The 19224-nt window shown below is 61.4% G+C and carries 17 protein-coding genes; 7 read left to right on the top strand and 10 right to left on the bottom strand.

What is annotated here, in order from left to right:
- The first annotated feature begins 104 nt into the window (after window positions 1-104).
- Complete coding sequence (mdeB, locus tag NCT04_RS19395; protein WP_250467302.1) at window positions 105-2822, top strand: alpha-ketoglutarate dehydrogenase; 2718 nt, start codon at window positions 105-107, stop codon at window positions 2820-2822.
- Here mdeB and NCT04_RS19390 read toward each other — a convergent pair.
- Window positions 2814-3470 carry a phosphoribosyltransferase gene (locus NCT04_RS19390; RefSeq protein ID WP_250467301.1) on the bottom strand — a complete coding sequence of 219 codons (657 nt, stop codon included), beginning with the start codon at window positions 3468-3470 and terminating at the stop codon, window positions 2814-2816. The two genes, mdeB and NCT04_RS19390, sit on opposite strands and share 9 nt — an antisense overlap.
- Before the next feature lie 167 nt (window positions 3471-3637).
- Between NCT04_RS19390 and nadE the strand changes: the two genes are divergently transcribed.
- Both nadE and NCT04_RS19380 read left to right on the top strand, forming a co-directional pair.
- On the top strand, window positions 3638-4507 hold the full coding sequence (nadE, locus tag NCT04_RS19385; RefSeq protein ID WP_244829448.1) for an NAD(+) synthase: 870 nt from the start codon (window positions 3638-3640) through the stop codon (window positions 4505-4507).
- A gap of 72 nt (window positions 4508-4579) precedes the next feature.
- Complete coding sequence (locus tag NCT04_RS19380) at window positions 4580-6802, top strand: hybrid sensor histidine kinase/response regulator family protein (RefSeq protein WP_250467300.1); 2223 nt, start codon at window positions 4580-4582, stop codon at window positions 6800-6802.
- Window positions 6803-6820: 18 nt separating this feature from the next.
- Here NCT04_RS19380 and NCT04_RS19375 read toward each other — a convergent pair whose 3' ends face one another.
- From NCT04_RS19375 to ehuB, 9 genes are all read right to left on the bottom strand, one after another.
- Complete coding sequence (locus NCT04_RS19375) at window positions 6821-7318, bottom strand: hypothetical protein (RefSeq protein WP_250467299.1); 498 nt, start codon at window positions 7316-7318, stop codon at window positions 6821-6823.
- Window positions 7319-8569: a PQQ-dependent sugar dehydrogenase gene (locus NCT04_RS19370; protein ID WP_250467462.1), complete on the bottom strand. Its 1251-nt coding sequence runs from the start codon at window positions 8567-8569 to the stop codon at window positions 7319-7321.
- Between the two features lie 115 nt (window positions 8570-8684).
- Complete coding sequence (locus NCT04_RS19365) at window positions 8685-8852, bottom strand: hypothetical protein (RefSeq protein WP_250467298.1); 168 nt, start codon at window positions 8850-8852, stop codon at window positions 8685-8687.
- Between the two features lie 189 nt (window positions 8853-9041).
- Entirely contained in the window at window positions 9042-9434 is a 393-nt protein-coding gene (locus NCT04_RS19360; RefSeq protein ID WP_250467297.1) for a DUF3175 domain-containing protein, read from the bottom strand.
- 69 nt (window positions 9435-9503) lie between these two features.
- Window positions 9504-11060, bottom strand: coding sequence for an FAD-dependent oxidoreductase (locus NCT04_RS19355; protein ID WP_250467296.1), 1557 nt, complete (start codon window positions 11058-11060; stop codon window positions 9504-9506).
- A 69-nt stretch (window positions 11061-11129) separates the two neighbouring features.
- On the bottom strand, window positions 11130-11954 hold the full coding sequence (gene ehuA / locus NCT04_RS19350) for an ectoine/hydroxyectoine ABC transporter ATP-binding protein EhuA (protein ID WP_284509373.1): 825 nt from the start codon (window positions 11952-11954) through the stop codon (window positions 11130-11132).
- 67 nt (window positions 11955-12021) lie between these two features.
- Window positions 12022-12690 (bottom strand): ectoine/hydroxyectoine ABC transporter permease subunit EhuD, encoded by a 669-nt coding sequence (gene ehuD, locus NCT04_RS19345; protein ID WP_250467295.1) that lies wholly within the window; start codon window positions 12688-12690, stop codon window positions 12022-12024.
- Window positions 12687-13370 (bottom strand): ectoine/hydroxyectoine ABC transporter permease subunit EhuC, encoded by a 684-nt coding sequence (gene ehuC / locus NCT04_RS19340; protein WP_250467294.1) that lies wholly within the window; start codon window positions 13368-13370, stop codon window positions 12687-12689. The genes ehuD and ehuC overlap by 4 nt, the downstream gene beginning before the upstream one ends.
- A gap of 57 nt (window positions 13371-13427) precedes the next feature.
- Window positions 13428-14282, bottom strand: a complete 855-nt coding sequence (gene ehuB / locus NCT04_RS19335; protein ID WP_250467293.1) for an ectoine/hydroxyectoine ABC transporter substrate-binding protein EhuB — start codon at window positions 14280-14282, stop codon at window positions 13428-13430.
- Window positions 14283-14497: 215 nt separating this feature from the next.
- Here ehuB and ehuR point away from each other — a divergent pair, with 215 nt between their 5' ends.
- The 4 genes from ehuR to doeA all read left to right on the top strand — a co-directional run bounded on the left by ehuR (window position 14498) and on the right by doeA (window position 19221).
- Complete coding sequence (gene ehuR / locus NCT04_RS19330; RefSeq protein ID WP_250467292.1) at window positions 14498-15922, top strand: MocR-like ectoine utilization transcription factor EhuR; 1425 nt, start codon at window positions 14498-14500, stop codon at window positions 15920-15922.
- 94 nt (window positions 15923-16016) lie between these two features.
- Window positions 16017-16985 carry a hydroxyectoine utilization dehydratase EutB gene (gene eutB, locus NCT04_RS19325; RefSeq protein WP_250467291.1) on the top strand — a complete coding sequence of 323 codons (969 nt, stop codon included), beginning with the start codon at window positions 16017-16019 and terminating at the stop codon, window positions 16983-16985.
- Window positions 16985-17992: a cyclodeaminase gene (locus NCT04_RS19320; protein WP_250467290.1), complete on the top strand. Its 1008-nt coding sequence runs from the start codon at window positions 16985-16987 to the stop codon at window positions 17990-17992. The genes eutB and NCT04_RS19320 overlap by 1 nt, the downstream gene beginning before the upstream one ends.
- 11 nt (window positions 17993-18003) lie before the next feature.
- Window positions 18004-19221 carry an ectoine hydrolase DoeA gene (doeA, locus tag NCT04_RS19315; RefSeq protein ID WP_250467289.1) on the top strand — a complete coding sequence of 406 codons (1218 nt, stop codon included), beginning with the start codon at window positions 18004-18006 and terminating at the stop codon, window positions 19219-19221.
- Window positions 19222-19224 lie beyond the last annotated feature (3 nt).

The following is a 19224-nucleotide window of genomic DNA, read 5'->3' as shown; positions in this document are numbered from 1 at the left end:
TACAGGAAAGCGCGAAGCCAGCCAAATGAGACGCACATTTTGCGAAGCACTGGATATGCTGTGTAAAACCTCTCTTTGCGCACGCAACGACCCGGAGTCGCGCCATGACCGATTTATCGAGCGGAACCAACCAGCTTCTTTCTCTTGCGAAGGGCCGTGAAGACACGGACCCCGACGAAACCGCCGAATGGCTGGACGCGCTCGATGCCGTCGTCAAGCACGTGGGAAAGGAGCGGGCGCAGTATCTCTTCGACCGGCTCGCCGAACATGCGCGGTCGGTCGGCGTGGAGTCGGCGCGGGCGCGGGCCACGCCGTATCGCAATACCATTGCGCTCGCGCAGCAGCCGCAGTATCCCGGGAACCTGGATGTCGAGGAACGCCTTGCCGCCGTGCTGCGCTGGAACGCGCTCGCCATGGTGGTTCGCGCCAACCGCGCTTATGGCGAACTTGGCGGGCATATCGCGAGTTATGCGTCGGCGGCGGATCTGTTCGAAGTCGGCTTCAATCATTTTTTCCGCGCGGCGGATGCGCAAAACGGCGGCGATCTCGTTTATTTTCAGCCGCATTCGTCGCCGGGCGTTTATGCGCGCGCCTATCTCGAAGGCTTTCTCAGCGAAGACCATTTGCGCCATTACCGGCAAGAGATCGCGGGGCCGGGCTTGTGCTCGTATCCGCATCCGTGGCTGATGCCCGACTTCTGGCAATTTCCCACGGGCTCCATGGGCATCGGTCCGATCAACTCGATCTACCAAGCGCGTTTCATGCGCTACCTGCAGAACCGCAATCTGCTGCAAACGGAAGGCCGCAAGGTCTGGGGCTTTTTCGGCGATGGCGAAATGGACGAGCCCGAGTCGATCGGCGCGCTGTCGCTCGCGGCGCGCGAGCAGCTCGACAACCTCGTCTTCGTCATCAATTGCAATCTGCAGCGGCTCGATGGACCGGTCCGCAGTAACGGCCGTATCGTCGATGAACTCGAAGCGCAGTTCACGGGCGCGGGCTGGAACGTCATCAAGGTGCTGTGGGGATCGGACTGGGACTCGCTCTTCGAACGCGACCGCACCGGCGCCTTGCTGCGCGCCTTCGCCCATACCGTCGACGGCCAGTTCCAGACTTTCTCCGCCAACGACGGCCGTTACAACCGCGAACGCTTCTTCGGGCAGAACCCGGAACTCGCGTCACTCGTCGCGCATATGTCGGACGAGGACATCGACCGCTTGCGGCGCGGCGGTCACGATGTCCGCAAGCTCCACGCGGCCTACGCCAAAGCGCTCGCGCACAAAGGTCAGCCGACCGTGATTCTCGCCAAGACGATGAAGGGCTTTGGCATGGGAACGGTCGGTCAGGGCCGCATGACGACGCATCAGCAGAAGAAGCTCGATCTCGAGGAGTTGAAGGCGTTTCGCGACCGCTTTCGGCTGCCTTTGTCCGATGCCGACGTCGAGCACGTCAAGTTCTACAAGCCCGCCGACGATGCGCCGGAAATGCGCTATCTCCACGAACGCCGTAAAGCGCTCGGCGGTTACTTGCCGCGCCGGCGCGCACGCGCGTCGCAGGCGCTCACGCCGCCCGCGTTGAACACCTGGGCGCAGTTCGCGGTCGATGCCAAGGGCAAGGAAATGTCCACGACAATGGCCTTCGTGCGCATGCTCGGAAGCCTCATGAAAGACGCCGCGATCGGCCCGCGCGTGGTTCCGGTGGTCGCCGACGAAGCGCGCACGTTCGGCATGGCGAACCTCTTTAGGCAGGTTGGCATCTATTCGCCGCTCGGGCAGTTGTACGAGCCGGAAGACATGGGCTCGATGCTTTATTACCGCGAAGACACGCGCGGGCAGATTCTCGAGGAAGGTATTTCGGAGGCGGGCGCGATCTCGTCATGGATCGCGGCGGCGACGTCCTACAGCGTGCACGACCTGCCGATGCTGCCGTTCTACATCTACTACTCGATGTTCGGTTTTCAGCGCATTGGCGACATCATCTTCGCCGCGGCGGATCAGCGTTCGCGCGGCTTTCTCATCGGCGCGACGGCGGGGCGCACGACGCTCGGCGGCGAAGGCTTGCAGCATCAGGACGGTACGAGCCATCTGAGCGCATCGACCATTCCGAACTGCCGCGCCTACGATCCCGCGTTCGCCTACGAAGTCGCCGCGATCGTCGATGAAGGCATGCAGGAAATGATGGTCCGGCAAAGCGACGTCTTCTACTACGTCACCGTGACGAACGAAAACTACGCGCAACCGTCCGCGCCCAACGACGCCCTCGACGACGCGACGCGCGACGGCATCCTGCGCGGCATGTATTGCATCGGCGGTAAAGAAAGCGCGGCGCAGGTCCAGTTGCTGGGCTCCGGCGCGATCCTCAACGAAGCCATCGCCGCGCGCGCCATGCTCAAGGACGACTGGAACATAGAAGCCGCCGTGTGGAGCGTGACGAGCTATACCGAGTTGCACCGCGATGGCGCGTCGGCCGAACGCATTGCACGCCTTTCCGATGTCGAGGACAACGCGCTCGAGCCCTACGTCACGCGCGCGCTCGCGGCATCCAATGGACCCGTGATCGCGGCCACCGATTACGTGCGCGCCGTGCCGGAACTCATCCGTGCTTACGTGCCGCGCCGTTACGTGACGCTCGGCACGGACGGCTTTGGCCGCAGCGATACGCGCCAGGCGTTGCGCGCGTTCTTCGAAGTGGACCGCGTGGCTATCGTGGTCGCGGCGCTCAAGGCGCTTGCCGATGACGGAACCGTCGACCGCTCCGTGCTTGCACAGGCGCGTGCGAAGTACGAACTCAGTGCGGAAGTGAGCGATGCGCCCTGGTTACGTTGAGCGCGCGGCGGCGAGCAGGGCGCGCACTTCGTCGTCGCTGGTTTGATCGAAATCGGCGTAGAACTGGCCGACGCCTAAAAAGTGCGGCGGACGCAGCACACACACGAAGTCGTCGACGGCTTCCTCGAAACGCGCTTCCGATCTCAGTGGCGCGACGGGCAACGCCGCCACGATGCGCGCGGGCCGTGCGGCGCCCGCATGACGTAACGACAGCGCCGCCGCCTTCATGGTCGCGCCGGTGGCAAGGCCGTCATCGACGATGATCGCCAAGCGTCCATTCATATCAAGCGGCGGCCGTTCGCCGCGATAAAGCGTCTCGCGCCGCTCGAGTTCGGCGCGCTCCCGGGCGATCACGCCGTCGAGCGCGTCTTCAGTGACGCCGGCGGCGGCGACTATGCGTTCGTCGAGATAGAAGGCATTGCCGGACGCGATGGCGCCCATCGCGAGTTCGGGCTGCACGGGCACGCCGAGCTTGCGCACGACCAGCACGTCGAGTGCGGCGCGCAAGGCATCCGCGACTTCGAAGGCGACCGGCACGCCGCCGCGAGGCAGCGCGAGCACGGTGACATCGTCGCGGTCGGCATAGTCGCGAAGATACGCGGCCAGTACACGGCCTGCGTCGCGACGGCTTTTGAAGACGGAATCCATGGCAATGGTGCTGCGGGCTGCTTACTTGTCGTTCAAGCATAGTCGTTAAAACCGCTTGCGTAAGCCCGTCAAACGCGTGCCGATGTGATAAAACTCAAGGCGGAGCCGGGCGCATGAGCGCGTGTTCCAAGGGGACCGCAGGACAGCAAACTTTCCGGGCCGCGAATATGACCAACGATTCCGATTACGCCGCGCGTCAGCAATCGATCATCGAGGAACTAAAGGTTTCGCCGTCGTTCGATGAAGCCGCCGAAACCGAATTCCGCATCGCGTTTCTCGCCGACTATCTGGAAGCGCAGAAGCTCAAGACCTATGTGCTCGGCATCAGCGGCGGCGTGGATTCGTCGACGGCGGGGCGTCTTGCGCAACTCGCGGTCGAACGCTTGCGCGCGCGCGGCGCCGATGCGCGTTTCATCGCCATGCGCCTTCCTTACGGTGAGCAGCGCGACGAAGCCGACGCGCAGCGCGCACTTGCGTTCATCCGGCCCGACGAGACGCTCGTGGTCAACGTAAAGCCCGCAGCTGACGCCATGCTCGCTTCGCTCAACCTCTCGGGCGCGCGCTACATGGACGAGAAGCACGAGGACTTCGTGCTCGGCAACATCAAGGCGCGCCAGCGGATGATCGCGCAATACGCGGTGGCGAGCGCGCGCGTGGGCGTGGTGATCGGCACGGATCACGCGGCGGAGTCCGTGATGGGCTTCTTTACCAAATACGGCGATGGCGGCGCGGATGTCCTGCCGCTTTACGGCCTCGATAAACGCCGCGTGCGCGCGCTTGCCAGATCGCTTGGCGCAAGCGACGAAATCGCCATGAAGGTGCCCACCGCCGATCTCGAAACGCTCACGCCGCAAAAGCCCGACGAAGACAGCTACGGCATCTCTTACGAAGACATCGACGACTTCCTCGAAGGCAAGCGCGTATCCGACGAAGTCTACAAGACCATCTATCGCTTTCACGACGCGACGCATCACAAACGCGTACTGCCAATAACACCTCAGGACGACTGGCGCAAGGGCGCGCTTCGCCACGCCTGAACCGCGTTCGCTTGGACGGCGGGCGCGCACCGGTTACGATATACCCGTCGATTTCATCGCAGGGCGAAACGCTTGAACTCAACAGAGACCGCGACATTCGATCTGCCGCTACCTACGCGTAACTTCGCCCTGACGCGCCGGGTGCTGATGCTCGTGCTGGCCGGCTCGGTCGTCATTCCGTTAGTCTGCCTCAGTATTTATGGCTACTACGACTACGAGCGCCGCTTTTCGGACGCCGAAGAACTTACCGAGCGCCTCTCGCGCGTTGCGAACGAACATGCCATTAAGGTGGTCGATCTCAACCAGCAACTGGAAACGCGCATCGTCGATTTACTGGGCGACAGCGACGACGCCAATATCCAGGGCCGTCAGGAAGCGCTGCATCGCACGCTCGACAGCATGAGCGGGACGCTCGCCCAAGTGGCCGCCGTCTCCGTGTTCGGCGCGAATGGCGTTCTGCTGGCCAGCAGCCGCTTCTATCCCGCGCCCGCCGTATCGATTGCAGATCGTGACGACTTTCTGTCCGCCCGCGAAGTCGCGCCCGTCGCGTATTTCTCGCTGCCGCTGCGCGGCAAGGTCGCGAAGTCCGATGTCTTCACCACGACCATGGGCCGCATCAGTCGCGACGGACGCTTTCTCGGCGTCGTGTCGATCGCCCTGAAACGCGCTTATTTCGTCGACTTCTATCGCGAACTCGCCGCGAGCGACAGCGCGCTCGTCATCGGCTTGTACCGGCGCGATGGCGGCATTCTCGCGCGTTATCCCTTGAGCGACGTCGACGCGCAGCCTGCCAACAACACGCCCTTCACCAACGCCTTTCGCAATAACGAAGTCTATGGACAAGCGCGCATGAGTTCGACGGTCGATAACGTCGAGCGGCTCATTGCCTATCGGCGCGTCGGCGACTTTCCGCTCTACGTGGCGACGGGTTATGCGGCTTCCGCCTTGCAAATGCGCTGGCGTCAGCACCTCGGGCTCGTGGCCGCCATCGCGGCGCTGCCTTGCATCGCCGTGTGGCTCTTGATTGCGTTCTCCATTCGCCGTCTGAACGCCGAACAGGTGGCGTGGGAGCAATGGCAGTCAGAAGTCGCTTCGCGGCTGTCGATAGAGGCGTCGAGCAGGCAATTGCAGCGCATGGGCGCGCTCGGCAATCTCGTCGCCAACGTCGCGCACGACTTCAATAACTTGCTGATGGTCGTCGGCTCGAACATGGAACTCGCGCGGCGCAAGCACTTCAACGGCGTGGAAAGCGAAGTCATTGCGGTGGAGCGTGCGACGGCGGGCGCGGAATCGCTTGCGCGCCGCCTGATGAGCGTGGCGCGCAAGCATCCGCAAAAGCAGGAACTGCTCGATCCATCCAACTGGCTCAAGACCACGCTCGATCTCGTCAAGAGCGCGGTGCCGCCGTCCGTTTCGGTGAAGGTGGAATTGTCGCCGGACTTGTGGCGGGTAAGGGCCGATCCGGTCGAACTGGAGCTGGCGCTGGTCAACATCGCCGTCAATGCAAGCGAGGCCATGTTGCATAGCGGGCGTCTCGTCATCCGTTGCCAGAACGCGCGCGTGCGCAACGGCGAAAGCGACTTGCCCGAAGGGGAATACGTGCTCATTTCCGTGACCGATAACGGCGAAGGAATGAACGAAGAGGTACTGCGTCGCGCCTTCGAGCCGCTGTTCACGACGAAAGAGCGCGGCGCGGGCACGGGCCTCGGCTTGACGCAGGTGCTCGCGGCTTGCGAGCAGGCGGGGGGCACCGCGCGTATCACGAGCGTGCCAGGCTCGGGCACGACCGTGCGGCTTTATCTGCCGCGTCATCACGCGTCGGCATCGGTGGCGGTGCCCGTTCCGGTTCACGTTCCGCCTGTGAGCGTGGCGCCCGTGCCGAAGGCCGAAGCGCCGCGCCCGGCGCCATCGTTCAACGACGAAGAGCATCCGCTGCGTGGCTTGACCGTGCTGGTTGTCGAAGACAACGTCGATGTCGCTGCCGGCGTGATGGCCGTGCTCGAAGTGCTGGGCTGTGTCGTTCATCACGAAGAGAGCGCGGATGCCGCTTTTGCGCTGCTCGGCGAAGGCTACAGCTTCGACCTGATTCTCTCCGATGTGCAAATGCCCGGTCGCATGAACGGCGTCGATCTGGCCGAGCAGATCACGCAGCGACTGCCCGCGCAGAAGCTTATTCTCATGACAGGCTATGCGGACGAACTGGACCGTGCGAGGCATCTCAATGTGCCGATTCTCGCGAAACCTTTCGACATGGACGATCTCGTCGATGTGGTCGCACCGGGCGTGCCGCACTGAAGATGCCGGGCTGGTATCTTAGCCCTTGTCGTGAGTGGAGAACCCGCGCGCGCCGACGAGCGGATTGAAGCCGGCGGACTTGCGTTGGCTTGGTTCATCGCTTGCCTTCGATGAACGCGATGCCGTCCCGCTCGAGCTTTTGCTTTTGCCATCGAGCTGATCGAGCAGCGCTTCGTCGTCTTCGGGCGCTTCGTCGGATGACGCCGCGGCCTTGGCGCTCGCGCCGGCGCCCGCCGCGAGATGTTCCACCACCGACATGAAGTCTTTTTGCGCCGATCGCAGCGGGCGGCCCGGCATCATGGTGAGCACCACGGCCTCGTGCACCGAGCGATCGTCGACGGTACGCAGGGAAGCGGCTTCGCTCCAGTCGATCGCGCTGTTCGCGTAAGCCGCGATCACGTGATGCAACACGGCAGGCGAAAGCACGCCGGCGTCGTAAAGGCCGACGATCTGCCGTTCGGCGAGCGCGAACAAGCTCGATGTGACGGCCTTCGCCTTGGGCTTGCGCGCGGCCATTTACTTCGCAGCCGGCGCAACGCGCCATACGCTATTGCCGACATCATCCGCGACGAGCAACGCGCCGCTGTGGTCCACCGCGACGCCGACGGGACGACCGAGCGCGTGGCCATCGGTGGAGAGAAAGCCTGTCAGTATGTCTTCGGGCGGACCGGACGGCTTGCCGTCATCGAACGGAACGAACACGACCTTATAGCCGCTCCTCGGCTTGCGATTCCACGAGCCATGCTGACCGATGAAGGCGCCGCTCCAGTAATGCTGCGGGAACGCTTTGGCATCGTAAAACGTGAGTCCGAGCGATGCCGTATGCGCACCGAGTGCATAGTCCGGCGGGATTGCCGACAGCACGAGCTCATCGCGCTGCGGCTTCACGCGGTCATCCACATGCTGGCCGTAATAGCTGTACGGCCAGCCGTAGAAGGCGCCGTCTTTGACCGAGGTCATATAGTCGGGCACGAGGTCGTCGCCGAGTTCGTCGCGCTCGTTGACCACGGTCCATAGCGCGCCGCTTTGCGGTTGCCACGACATGCCGTTCGGGTTGCGCAAGCCCGTGGCGAAGAGGCGGGTCTGCTTCGATTCGATATCGACTTCCATGATCGCCGCGCGGCCGCTTTCGGCATCGATACCGTTTTCCGCGGCGTTGCTGTTCGAGCCGACCGTCACGTAAAGCCGCTTGCCGTCTTGACTCGCGATGATGTTCTTGGTCCAGTGATGGTTGATTGGGCCAGCAGGCAAGTCGATGAACTTCTCTCCCGGTGTCGTGATCTGCGTGGCGCCCGTTTCGTACTTGTAGCGCATGACGGCGTCCGTGTCGGCGACGTAGAGATCGTCACCGACTAGCACCATGCCGAACGGAGAATGCAGCTTGTCGATGAACACCGTGCGCGTTTCCGCTATGCCGTCTCCGTCCGAGTCACGCAAGAGGACGATGCGGTCGGGACTCGGCACCGCCGCGCCCGCGCGCTTCATCACCTTCTTCATCACGAGGCCTTTGATGCCCGCGTTTGTATCGTGCTGCGCGGGCGCATTGCTTTCCGCGACGAGCACATCGCCGTTGGGAAGCGTGGCGAGCCAGCGCGGATGATCTAGACCGGTTGCATAAGGCGTAACGTTGAACCCTGCGGCCGCAATGGGCATTTGTCCTTGCTGCCAGGGCTTGGCAGGCGCGATGTTCACGGTTGGCAACATCGACTTATGCGGCGCGGGCAGGGACGGGTCCGGGCCGAAGCCAGGCGCGTAGTCGTCGGCCATTGCAGCAGTATTCGTGGCCGCAAGCGCCACGAGCAGCGCAGCGGTACGCGTGAGAGGGTGCAGGTTCAAGCTGGTCTCCAGGAGATTGGCAGGGACTGCAACGCTGAGAGTCGTCTCAGCCGCCGCCAATACCTTGCGTCACCTTGCCCGTGCCGCCGCATGTGTCGCACTTCTCGCCGTCGAGCTTGCCCGAGCCGTTGCAGGCCGGACACAAGTCTTCGCCGGTTCCGGGCACGCCGGGTTCGGCTTCGTCGCCGGGGCTAAGCGGTGGGTCTTCAGTCATGGTGTCTCCTGTCTTCTTCCGTAGGTAATCCATGAGCGAGCAAGAGTCGTTCCCTCGACAAGACGGCCTCCCGCTCAGGTGTGCCCTGATGCTCAGACGAATACGCAGCACCAGCCGTTGATATAACGGCGGACAAAGTCAGCCTTGATCGATCGTGTTGCAGTGGCTCGCATTGCGCTAGCCCGTGTTTCAAGGCTTGCGTCCGAATGCTTCGCGCAACCGCTTCTTGGCGCGCTCCAGCGTGCTGCGGCGTGACTTCGGCAAATTGCGCCCGGCGCGGTTGATATAAAAATTCAGCATCGCCATGGCCGATTGAAACGGCGAGCCCTTGCGACGCTTGCTTCTGGTGGACGAGCGCTTCAACGAATCCGCGATCTCGTCCGCGTTACCGGTCTTGAAGATACTTCCCTCGATATCCATTGCGTCGCTCGTCTCCATCACATGATGCGACCAGCGTTTGGGCGAGGGTTTCGCTGTCGACTTTTTACCGGTGGTAGCGAGGCCGTGTCGCTGACGCGTGCTGTTCGACTTGCCGCGAGGCTTCGCTTTGCTCGTCCTCGTCGTGGTCTTTCGAGTTGCCATAGCCTATTCCTCTTAAGCCAAATAATTTCTGCGTTGTGTCGAGCAATGGGGCGGCGCGCCATCGACCGTTTAGCTACTCACAACGCGCCGTGCGGCATCGAGCGTGATCGGCTCGCGCATGGCTTCGGCAAGCCGGCCTATGGCGGCTTCATGCCCGCATCCGACCACCGCGCGAACCTCGCCGTCTTTCAGCAGGTAAGCGATGAACTGCTGCTGATCGAGATCGCCATCTATTTCGACGTGTTCGGGTTCGCTAACGTGGCCGAGATACTCGAAGTTCTTGTCGTAATGAAAAGTCCAGAAAAAAGGCACGCCGATGTATTCGCGTGCGATGCCCGCCATGTTGTACGCCGCCACGCGCGCATGTTGCTGGGCGACGCGCCAATGTTCGATGCGACCCATTGCACCGGCACGCGGCAACGGAAAGCGCGCGATGTCGCCCGCTGCGTAGAGACTCGGCGCGGCAAGCATCGACGCATCGACTTCCATGCCTTCGTCGTCGCCCATCGTGACGCCAGTGATGAAGTCCGTAGCCGGCGTCACGCCCGTTCCCGCAATCACGACATTGGCCTGTAGCCGTTCGCCGGATTCGAGCAGCACTTCGCGCACGGCGTCGTCGCCTTCGAACGCGCTGACATGCGTATCCATATGGAACGTCACGCCGTTTTGTTCATGCATGCGCTTGAACATCTCGCCGATGCGCGTACCGAACTGCTTTGCGAATGGCACCTTGCCGGGCGCGACGACAGTGACTTCGATCTTGCGCTTACGAAGACACGAAGCCACTTCCAGACCGATGAAACTCGCCCCGACGATCACGACGCGCACAGGTGATTGCACTGCATCGAGCGATGCAAGAATCTCTTTTGCATGTTCGCGATTGCGCAGCAGATGGATATGCTTAAGGTTTGAACCCGGCGCCTTGAGCGGCTTGGGCGTGCCGCCCGTGCAAACGAGCGCGGCGTCGTAATCGACTGTCCGACCGCTGGCGAATTCGGCTTGCTTGTTGCTCGCGTCGAGTCGCACGGCGCGTGTCAATTCGCGTTCGATCTTATGAGCGTCGAAGAAATCGTCGTCGAGAAGGGGTGGAACATCGTCGGGCGGCATGTCGCCTGACAGCACGAACTTGCTTAGCGAAGTGCGATCGTAAGGCTTGCGTGCATCGTCGCCAGCGAGCACGATACGCCCGCTAAAGCCGCCTTCGCGCAGCGCCGCGCATGCCGCGGCGCCTGCGGCGCCCGCGCCGACGATGAGCATGGTCTTATCCGCGCCATGCTCGTCTTGCGTCTTCGGCGCTTCGGCACCGAGCGAGACAAATACATCGCCATTCGACACGGTGACCGGATAACGCGTCAGACCTTTGAGCGCCGGCGGCTCGACGAGACTGCCATCACTAATTTCAAACGTGCCCTTGTGCCACGGGCAAACGATGCGGCCGTTGCAGATCGCGCCTTCTTCGAGCGGCGCGCCTGCATGCGGACAGTCGGGTGAAAAGGCGTGCACGGCCTGACCGTCGCGCACGAGAAGAATCGGTGTTTCGCTCGCATCGTGCTTGATGCACACACGCGTGCCGTGCCCGGTGGGCAAGTCGTCCACGCGAGCGACCTTATGCTGGGAAGGGGACATTGCACTCTCCGGTGTCTATCCCCGGAGCAGGAAGCAATTCCCGGACCGCTTGCCAGCTGAATGCTTGGATTAGAGCGCCTCCGTGACCGCGCGCAAAAACTGCTTGGTGCGTTCATGTTGCGGCGCGGTGAAGAACTGCTGCGGCGCGGCCTGCTCGATGATCTTTCCTTCTGAGAAGAAGCAGACGCGATCCGCGAAGTCTTTTGCAAAGCCCATCTGATGTGTGACCATCAACATGGTGAGGTTATGTTCGGAGCCTAAGCGCCGAATGACATTGAGGACCTCACCGCAGAGTTCGGGATCGAGCGCGGAGGTCACTTCGTCGAAGAGCATGATTTTAGGGCGCATGGCAAGCGCCCGCGCGATGGCTACGCGCTGCTGCTGTCCACCCGACAATTGCGAAGGATAGTAACCGCATTTTTCCGACAAACCGACCATGGATAGCAACTCGCGTCCACGTTCGATTGCTTCCTTCTTCGAAAGACCTAGCACGCTCGTAGGCGCTTCAATGACGTTCGTGAGCGCGGTCATGTGCGGGAACAGGTTGAAGCTCTGAAACACCATGCCGATCTTGCTGCGCACTTGCCGCACATGTCGTTGCGACGCGGGTACGAGCTTGCCGCCGCGCATCTCATGCGTGAGAGACTCGCCATCGACTTCGATTACGCCGTCGGTCAAGGGATCGAGCGTCATCAACACGCGCAGCAGCGTGGATTTCCCCGAGCCGCTCGGCCCGATGATCGCGACCTTCTCGTTACGCGCGATATCCAGATCGAGTCCATCGAGCACGGTAAGCGCGCCGTAGCGCTTCGTCACGTTGCGAAAGCGCACCATCGGCGTATTGGCTTGCGCGTCGGCGGCTTCGCCTAACGACGGGTCGAGGTCTCGTTTCATCGGTTGCTCCTTGATTTCCATTACCGTGCGCCATCCGCCGGGTTAGCCATCGTGTCTCCGCGCGAAATCATGGCAACCTGACCCGCCGTTCGAGGTGACGCACGCCCGAAGCGAAAGTCACGCTGATGATCAGAAAGAAGACGCCCGTCATGGTGATCGGTTCGAGATAGCGGAAGGTTTCCGAGCCGATGTTCTTCGCCTGCTGCATCAATTCGACCACGGTAATGGCTGACAACACGGGCGTGTCCTTGAACATGGCGACGAGGTAATTGCCGAGCGCGGGAATCACGGGACGAATGGCCTGTGGCAGAATCACGCCGCCATACGTGCGCCAGGGCGACAACGACAGCGCACAGGCCGCTTCCCATTGTCCACGCGCGACGCCGTTGAGTCCTGCGCGATAAACCTCCGACACGTAACACGCATAGTGCACGGCAATGCCGATGGTGCCCGCCATCAACGCCGACATGGTGAGTCCATAAAGCGGCGCAACGTAGAAGAGCACATACACCTGAATCAAAAGCGGCGTGCTGCGAATAAACTCGATGAAGAAAGCCGTCGCCTTCGAGACGAAAACGATCTCGCTGCGTCGCAGTATTGCGAGCACGAGGCCCAGCACCAGCGCGATGGCAAACCCCACTAGCGTGATGCCGATGGTGTATATCGCGGCGTGCAGCAGTTCCGGCAGGATATGCAGCGCGTATGTCACATCGAAGAGTTGACCGAATGTCGTCATGATGCGGCCCTCGGCGCGACGCGACGAACGGCGACGTGACTGCTTACGCGGCGCTCGAAGTGACGCATTACCGTGACGATGATCTGCGCCAGTACGAAGTAGATCAGCAGCGTCAGCCCGAAGATTTCCGCTGTCTTGAAGGTCGCTTCATCGAGTTGTCGCGCGCGGAACGTCAGGTCCGAAAGCGTGATCAGCGACACGAGCGAAGTCCCTTTGAGTAATTCGATCATGAGGTTCGTGGCGGGCGGCAGTGCGTTGATCATGGCTTGAGGCAACACGACGCGGCGTAGCCTGACCCATGCCGGCATGTTGAGTGCCAGTGCTGCTTCGTATTGTCCGCCTGCCACCGAGTGCAATGCGCCGCGCAAAATCTCGGAGCCATAAGCGCCGTAATGCAAACCCAAACCAACGATGGCCACGGTAAAGGGCGTCAACTGAATATTGAAGGGCGGCAAGGGCAGCACGAAGAACAGCCAGAACAATTGCACCAGCAAGGACGTGCCGCGAAAGACTTCGACATAGACATTGCCAAGCCAGCGCAGGGTACGATAAGGCGCTTCGCGCAGCGTCGTTGCGATGCCCGCCATGACGATCGCAAGCATGATGCTGAGCACGGCGATCTGGATCGTGACGAGCGTGCCTTTCCACATCAGCGGCAATAGCTCATTGAGATCACTCATGATGGTTCCTCGCTAAATGAACGACGCGACGCGCGCCTGTACCGAATGTATCTCTGCTCAACCGCCGCAAAGTTCAGGCGCTTTCTTCGTGGTCAGATTCGTCTTGTCAAAGCCGAACGGTCCCACCGTTTTCAGATGATCGTCCGTGCCGAGCCAGGCATGGAGTTCCTTGTTGACCGCATCGCGCAGATCGGTATCTTCGGGGCGAAAGGCGAGTGCGCCATAGCCCGTATGCTTCGGGTCGTCGTTGAACTGGCTCGTTGCTTCGACTAGCGGGCCGCCCTTCGTCGCAAGCCCCTTCATGGTGAGCGAGGTGCCAACGGCTGCATCGGCGCGGCGTGCGCGCACGGCCTGCAATTGCGCGGTGGTATCGGGCACCTGAAGAATCTGATCGTCCTTGATGCCCGCCTCGCGTGCATAACCGAGTTCCGCCGTGCCGGCCATTACTGCGAGTTTCGTGTCGCCTTGCTTGGCGACATCGGCGTAACTGTGAAGGTTTTTGGGGTTGCCCTTGAGCGTCAGCAACGTGTCGGGAATCTGATATTGCGGATCGGCGAAAGCAACCTGCTTGCAGCGCTCGGGCGTAATGTACATGCCCGCTGCAATCACATCGAAACGGCCTGCCTTGAGGCCCGGAATGAGCGCGCCCCATTCGGTCAGCACCGCATCGACTTTCTTGACGCCTAGTTTGGCGAATACCTTCTTGGCGATTTCCGGCGATTCGCCCGTCACGGTGCCGTCGGCCGTCGTATAGGCGAAGGGCGTTTCGTTCGCATAGCCGATGCGCACCTCGCCGGTGCGTTGAATCCGTTGCAAGGTGGTTTCCGCGGCAGCGCCCGCGCTGAAGGCACTCAAGCTCGCCGCGGCGACGCATGCGGCCACCAGCATTCCAGACAGTCGTTTGGTCTTCATAGCGTTTTCCGTTTATAGCGTTGGTAGCGTTCGTATGGTCTATTGCGCGCGTTCCTTGAAGGCTGCGGCTAGATCGGTCATGGAGAAAACCCTTATAGGAAGCGGTCTTCACAGGCTTTACCGCGCAGCCACCAATGCAGAATACAAAGCCATATATTTGTTCCGATTGCTCTAGGACAATTATTTTTCAAGGAGCTTTTGCGCCACTATTGCGCATGAGTCAAGCGCACGAGGAGTGGAAATTGAATCAGCGATGGCGCGAGGCCGTACGCACCGTGCAAGGCGTACAGTCGAAATACAAGCGGCTCGTCAAGGCGATGGCGCTGGATATCGAGAACGGCACACTGGCTTCAGGCGCACGCTTGCCGCCGCAACGCGAGGTCGCGGCGGATCTGGAAATCAGCGTGCAGACGGTCACCAATGCCTATAAAGAACTCGAGCGCCAGGGGCTGATTCGCTGTGAAGTCGGGCGCGGCAGCTTCGTCGCGGCGCGCGTCACGGAAACCATGTCCAACTACATGCTCGATACGGCCGAGCGCTCCGTGGTCGACTTTTCGATTGCGCGTATCGTCCATACGCCCGAACACGATGCAATGTGGCGCAAGGTCTGCGCGACGCTTGCAACCATCGAGGATCAGCCCTGGATACGCGCGTTTCGTCCGATTGCGGGTTTCGAGCATCATCGGCAAGCGGGTGTTGCTTGGCTCGAATCGCTCAACATGCCTGCGACCGCTGAGACGCTCCTAGTCACGAATGGTGCTGCGCACGGCATCTTTCTGGCGCTTGCTTCCATTGTCGGACCGGGCGATACCGTGCTCTGCGAGAGCCTCACCGATCACGGCGTCATAGGCTCCGCGAACGTGCTCGGCTTCACGCTCAAGGGACTGGAAATCGACGAACATGGCATACGTCCCGAACATTTCGAGGAAATGTGCGACAGCGAGCGCGTAAGCGCACTGGTCTGCACACCGACGCTCAATAATCCCACGGTCGCCATCTTGACCGACTCGCGCCGGCGCGCGATTGCGCGCATTGCAGAGCGATACGGCGTGTATGTCATCGAAGACGATGTCTACGGCGCGTTGCCCGCCAAGGCGCAGACGCCGATAGCAAGCTTGATCCCCGAACTGGCGTTCTATTGCACGAGCATGACGAAGTCAGTGTTAAGCGGCTTGCGCACGGGCTTCATGACCGTGCCACGGCGTCTTGCCTTGCGCGCGGAAAGCGTGTTGCGCGTATCGAGCTGGATGGCGACCTCGCCGATAGCCGAAGTCACCGCGCGCTGGATCATGGACGGCACGGCGCAACGTCTCGTGCAGATACAACGCGAGCGGCTTTCGATGCGTCAGAGTGTCGTGCGTGAAGTGCTGGGAGAATATGTGCTCGGCAGCCATCCGAACGCGCTCTCTGCGTGGCTGCGCGTGCCGGATGAATGGGAAGCGGAACGTATTACGCGCGAACTGCGCAACCGCAATATCGCGGTGACATCGCCCGATCCGTTTCTCGTGCGCGGCGCTGAGCGGCCCAATGCGGTGCGTCTGTGCGTGGGCGCCGAAGTGGGCGAGGCGAGCTTTCGCACGGCCATAGAGACCATTCGCGAAGTCTTCGAGCAATTTCCGCACGTGCACGACTTCAACTAATCTCGCATGCGCGGAAATGAACTAGGACAATTCAAAACGATTTTTTAGGACATTAGACTCGGTTGCATCGACACTTGCTCAATGCAATCGCGCCATGTCCGCACTCACGCTCGACGATGTTTATCGCGCACGCCAACGCATCGAAGGGCGTGTGCTCGTCACGCCGCTCGTGCAGTCGGCGACACTCTCGCGCGTTGTAGACGCACCTGTCTACCTCAAACTCGAAACGCTTCAGCCTACCGGCAGCTTCAAGTTGCGCGGCGCGACCAACGCATTGGCGCAACTCGCGGAAGCAGGGTGCAAGCGTGTCGTGACGGCATCGACGGGTAATCATGGCCGTGCGATCGCGCACGCGGCGCGCGCGCTGGGAATCGAGGCCGCAGTGTGCATGTCATCGCTTGTGCCAGCGAACAAGGTGGATGCGGTCGCGGCGCTCGGCGCGCGCGTCGTGATTGCAGGCAAGAGCCAGGACGATGCACAAGTCGAAGCGCAACGCCTGGTGCGCGAAGAAGGCTATGCGTTCGTACCGCCTTTCGACGATGCGCGCGTCATTGCAGGGCAGGGCACCATCGGTCTGGAGATTATCGAAGCGCGTCCCGATGTATCCGCTATCGTCGTGCCCCTGTCGGGCGGCGGTCTCTTCAGCGGCGTGGCATTCGCGGCAAAAGGCATGAGGCCAAGCATCGAAATGATCGGCGTATCCATGCAACGCGGCGCCGCCATGCATGCGAGCCTCGAGGCGGGCAAACCCGTTCTCGTCGATGAACTCGAAACGCTGGCGGATTCGCTCGGCGGCGGCATTGGTCTCGACAACCAGCATACGTTCGCGATGACACGTGAATTGATCGATCGCATGGTGCTCCTCGATGAGCGTTCGATTGCTCGCGGCATTGCACATGCGTATAGCGAAGAGCGGCTCGTAGTGGAGGGCGCAGCGGCCGTTGGCATCGCAGCTGTGCTGGATGGTGCCATCAGGCCGCGAGAAGGTGGGCCAGTGGTTATCGTCGTGAGCGGTTGCAACATCGATATCGATACGCACCGCCGCCTGATTGGAGCGCTTTGATGACGTCTTCAATCGATCGTTCCACCATCTTGCTAGGCGAAGCGGAGCTGCGCGAACTCGTGCCGCTCGACCTCGATGCGATCGCACAGATCGAAGCTGCCTTCCGTTCGCTTGCGACAGAAGCGGTGGCGATGCCGCCGATTCTTCGCCTCGACATTCCCGAACACGCTGGCGAAGTCGACGTAAAAACCGCTTATTTGCCGGGTCTTCTGAGTTTTGCGATCAAGGTCAGTCCTGGCTTCTTCAGCAATCCCTCTCTGGGTTTGCCGAGCTTGAACGGTCTCATGCTCGTGCTTTCGGCGCGCACGGGACTGACGCAAGCCGTGCTGCTCGACAACGGCTATCTCACGGCGGTACGCACGGCGGCAGCGGGTGCTGTCGCCGCACGCTGGCTCGCAAGACGTGACGCCAAACGCGTGGCGATCATCGGTGCGGGCGAACAGGCGCACCTTCAACTCAAAGCGTTGCGACTGGTACGCGACATCGATCACGTGACCGTGTGGGCACGCGACGGCAAGCGCGCGTTGCACTACGCGCGCGATTGTGAAGCGGCGGGCCTTGAATGCGCTGTCGCCGATAGCGTGAGCCACGCGCTCAGGCATGCGGATATCGCCATCACCACGACACCCAGCCGCGAGCCCTTGATTCACGCCCGCGATCTTCATGCGGGCTTGCATGTCACCGCGATGGGTTCGGATGCCGAGCACAAGAACGAGATTGCGCCAGACGTGTTCAAGGCGGCGCGCTACGTGTGCGACCGCTTGCAGCAAACGCGCGTGCTTGGCGAACTCCACCACGCGATAAGCGCAGGGGTTATCGCCGCCGATGCATCGTTTGCCGAATTGGGACAGATTATCGCGCAGCAAGTGCAAGGCCGCATGAGCGATGACGACATCACCGTATGCGATCTCACCGGCACCGGCGCGCAGGACACGGCCATTGCAGCGCTTGCAAGAGCACGCGCGACGCGTGCAGGAAGCATCTTTCATAACGATGTGACGCTTTGACAGAGGGGACGATGTCCGAAATCAAGCAAGAGAAGCGAGGCGAAGCGCCGGTCGTGCGTTTGCCGTTCGATCGCGGCGAGTACGACGCGCGCATGGCGAAGACGCGACGCGCAATGGAGAAAGCAGGTATCGACCTGATGATCGTGACGGACCCGACCAACATGGCATGGCTCACCGGTTACGACGGCTGGTCATTCTATGTGCATCAATGCGTGCTGCTTGCCATGGATGGCGAGCCGGTATGGTTCGGTCGCGGGCAAGATGCGAACGGCGCGAAGCGCACGGTGTTCATGGCGCACGAGAATATCGTCGGATATCCGGATCACTACGTGCAGTCTCAGGTTCGTCATCCGATGGACTTTCTCTCGATTGAAGTCATCGTCGCGCGCGGATGGGACAAGAAGCATATCGGTGTGGAGATGGACAATTACTACTTCAGTGCGAAGGCGTATGCGTCGCTCGTTCAGCACTTGCCCAACGCGAAGTTCAAGGATGCGACCGCGCTCGTCAATTGGCAGCGTGCGGTGAAATCGCCGCGCGAGATCGAATACATGCGTGTGGCGGCGCGCATTGTCGAGAAGATGCACGCGCGCATTCTCGACAAGGTCGAGCCTGGCATGAGGAAGTGCGACCTCGTCGCGCAAATCTATGACGCCGGCATCACGGGCGTCGAAGGTTATGGCGGCGACTATCCGGCTATCGTGCCGCTCTTGCCCACTGGCTCGGATGCAGCCGCGCCGCATCTCACATGGGACGACTCCGCGTTCACTGCGAATGCAGGGACGTTTTTCGAAATCGCCGGATGTTTCAAGCGCTATCACTGTCCGCAATCGCGCACGGTTTATCTCGGCAAACCGCCGCAGCATTTCACCGATGCCGAGAAGGCGGTAGTCGAAGGCATTGAAGCAGGACTCGCCGCTGCGAAGCCGGGCAACAAGACCGAGGACATCGCCAATGCGTTCTTCGCGGTGCTGCGCAAGTCGGGTATCGAGAAGGATAGCCGCTGCGGTTATCCCATCGGTGCGAGTTATCCGCCCGACTGGGGCGAGCGCACCATGAGCTTGCGGCCGGGGGACAAGACGGTCCTCGAACCCGGCATGACGTTTCATTTCATGCCGGGACTATGGCTCGATGACTGGGGTCTCGAGATCACGGAAAGCATCCTGATTACCGATACCGGCGTCGAGACTTTCTGCAATACGCCTCGCAAATTGTTCGTGAAGGAGTAGTAC

It is taken from the genome of Caballeronia sp. GAFFF2, assembly GCF_023631485.1.
In the GTDB taxonomy this organism is placed as follows: Bacteria; Pseudomonadota; Gammaproteobacteria; order Burkholderiales; family Burkholderiaceae; genus Caballeronia.
Note: the sequence above shows the minus strand (reverse complement) of the source record. Positions and strands in the feature narration are given on the sequence as shown.

Excerpts from the sequence above, each read along its gene's own strand:
- mdeB (WP_250467302.1), top strand. The coding sequence starts at position 105 with ATGACCGATTTATCGAGCGGAACCAACCAGCTTCTTTCTCTTGCGAAG.
- NCT04_RS19390 (WP_250467301.1), bottom strand. The coding sequence starts at position 3,470 with ATGGATTCCGTCTTCAAAAGCCGTCGCGACGCAGGCCGTGTACTGGCC.
- nadE (WP_244829448.1), top strand. The coding sequence starts at position 3,638 with ATGACCAACGATTCCGATTACGCCGCGCGTCAGCAATCGATCATCGAG.
- NCT04_RS19375 (WP_250467299.1), bottom strand. The coding sequence starts at position 7,318 with ATGGCCGCGCGCAAGCCCAAGGCGAAGGCCGTCACATCGAGCTTGTTC.
- NCT04_RS19370 (WP_250467462.1), bottom strand. The coding sequence starts at position 8,569 with ATGGCCGACGACTACGCGCCTGGCTTCGGCCCGGACCCGTCCCTGCCC.
- NCT04_RS19365 (WP_250467298.1), bottom strand. The coding sequence starts at position 8,852 with ATGACTGAAGACCCACCGCTTAGCCCCGGCGACGAAGCCGAACCCGGC.
- NCT04_RS19360 (WP_250467297.1), bottom strand. The coding sequence starts at position 9,434 with ATGGCAACTCGAAAGACCACGACGAGGACGAGCAAAGCGAAGCCTCGC.
- NCT04_RS19355 (WP_250467296.1), bottom strand. The coding sequence starts at position 11,060 with ATGTCCCCTTCCCAGCATAAGGTCGCTCGCGTGGACGACTTGCCCACC.
- ehuA (WP_284509373.1), bottom strand. The coding sequence starts at position 11,954 with ATGAAACGAGACCTCGACCCGTCGTTAGGCGAAGCCGCCGACGCGCAA.
- ehuD (WP_250467295.1), bottom strand. The coding sequence starts at position 12,690 with ATGACGACATTCGGTCAACTCTTCGATGTGACATACGCGCTGCATATC.
- ehuC (WP_250467294.1), bottom strand. The coding sequence starts at position 13,370 with ATGAGTGATCTCAATGAGCTATTGCCGCTGATGTGGAAAGGCACGCTC.
- ehuB (WP_250467293.1), bottom strand. The coding sequence starts at position 14,282 with ATGAAGACCAAACGACTGTCTGGAATGCTGGTGGCCGCATGCGTCGCC.
- ehuR (WP_250467292.1), top strand. The coding sequence starts at position 14,498 with ATGAGTCAAGCGCACGAGGAGTGGAAATTGAATCAGCGATGGCGCGAG.
- eutB (WP_250467291.1), top strand. The coding sequence starts at position 16,017 with ATGTCCGCACTCACGCTCGACGATGTTTATCGCGCACGCCAACGCATC.
- NCT04_RS19320 (WP_250467290.1), top strand. The coding sequence starts at position 16,985 with ATGACGTCTTCAATCGATCGTTCCACCATCTTGCTAGGCGAAGCGGAG.
- doeA (WP_250467289.1), top strand. The coding sequence starts at position 18,004 with ATGTCCGAAATCAAGCAAGAGAAGCGAGGCGAAGCGCCGGTCGTGCGT.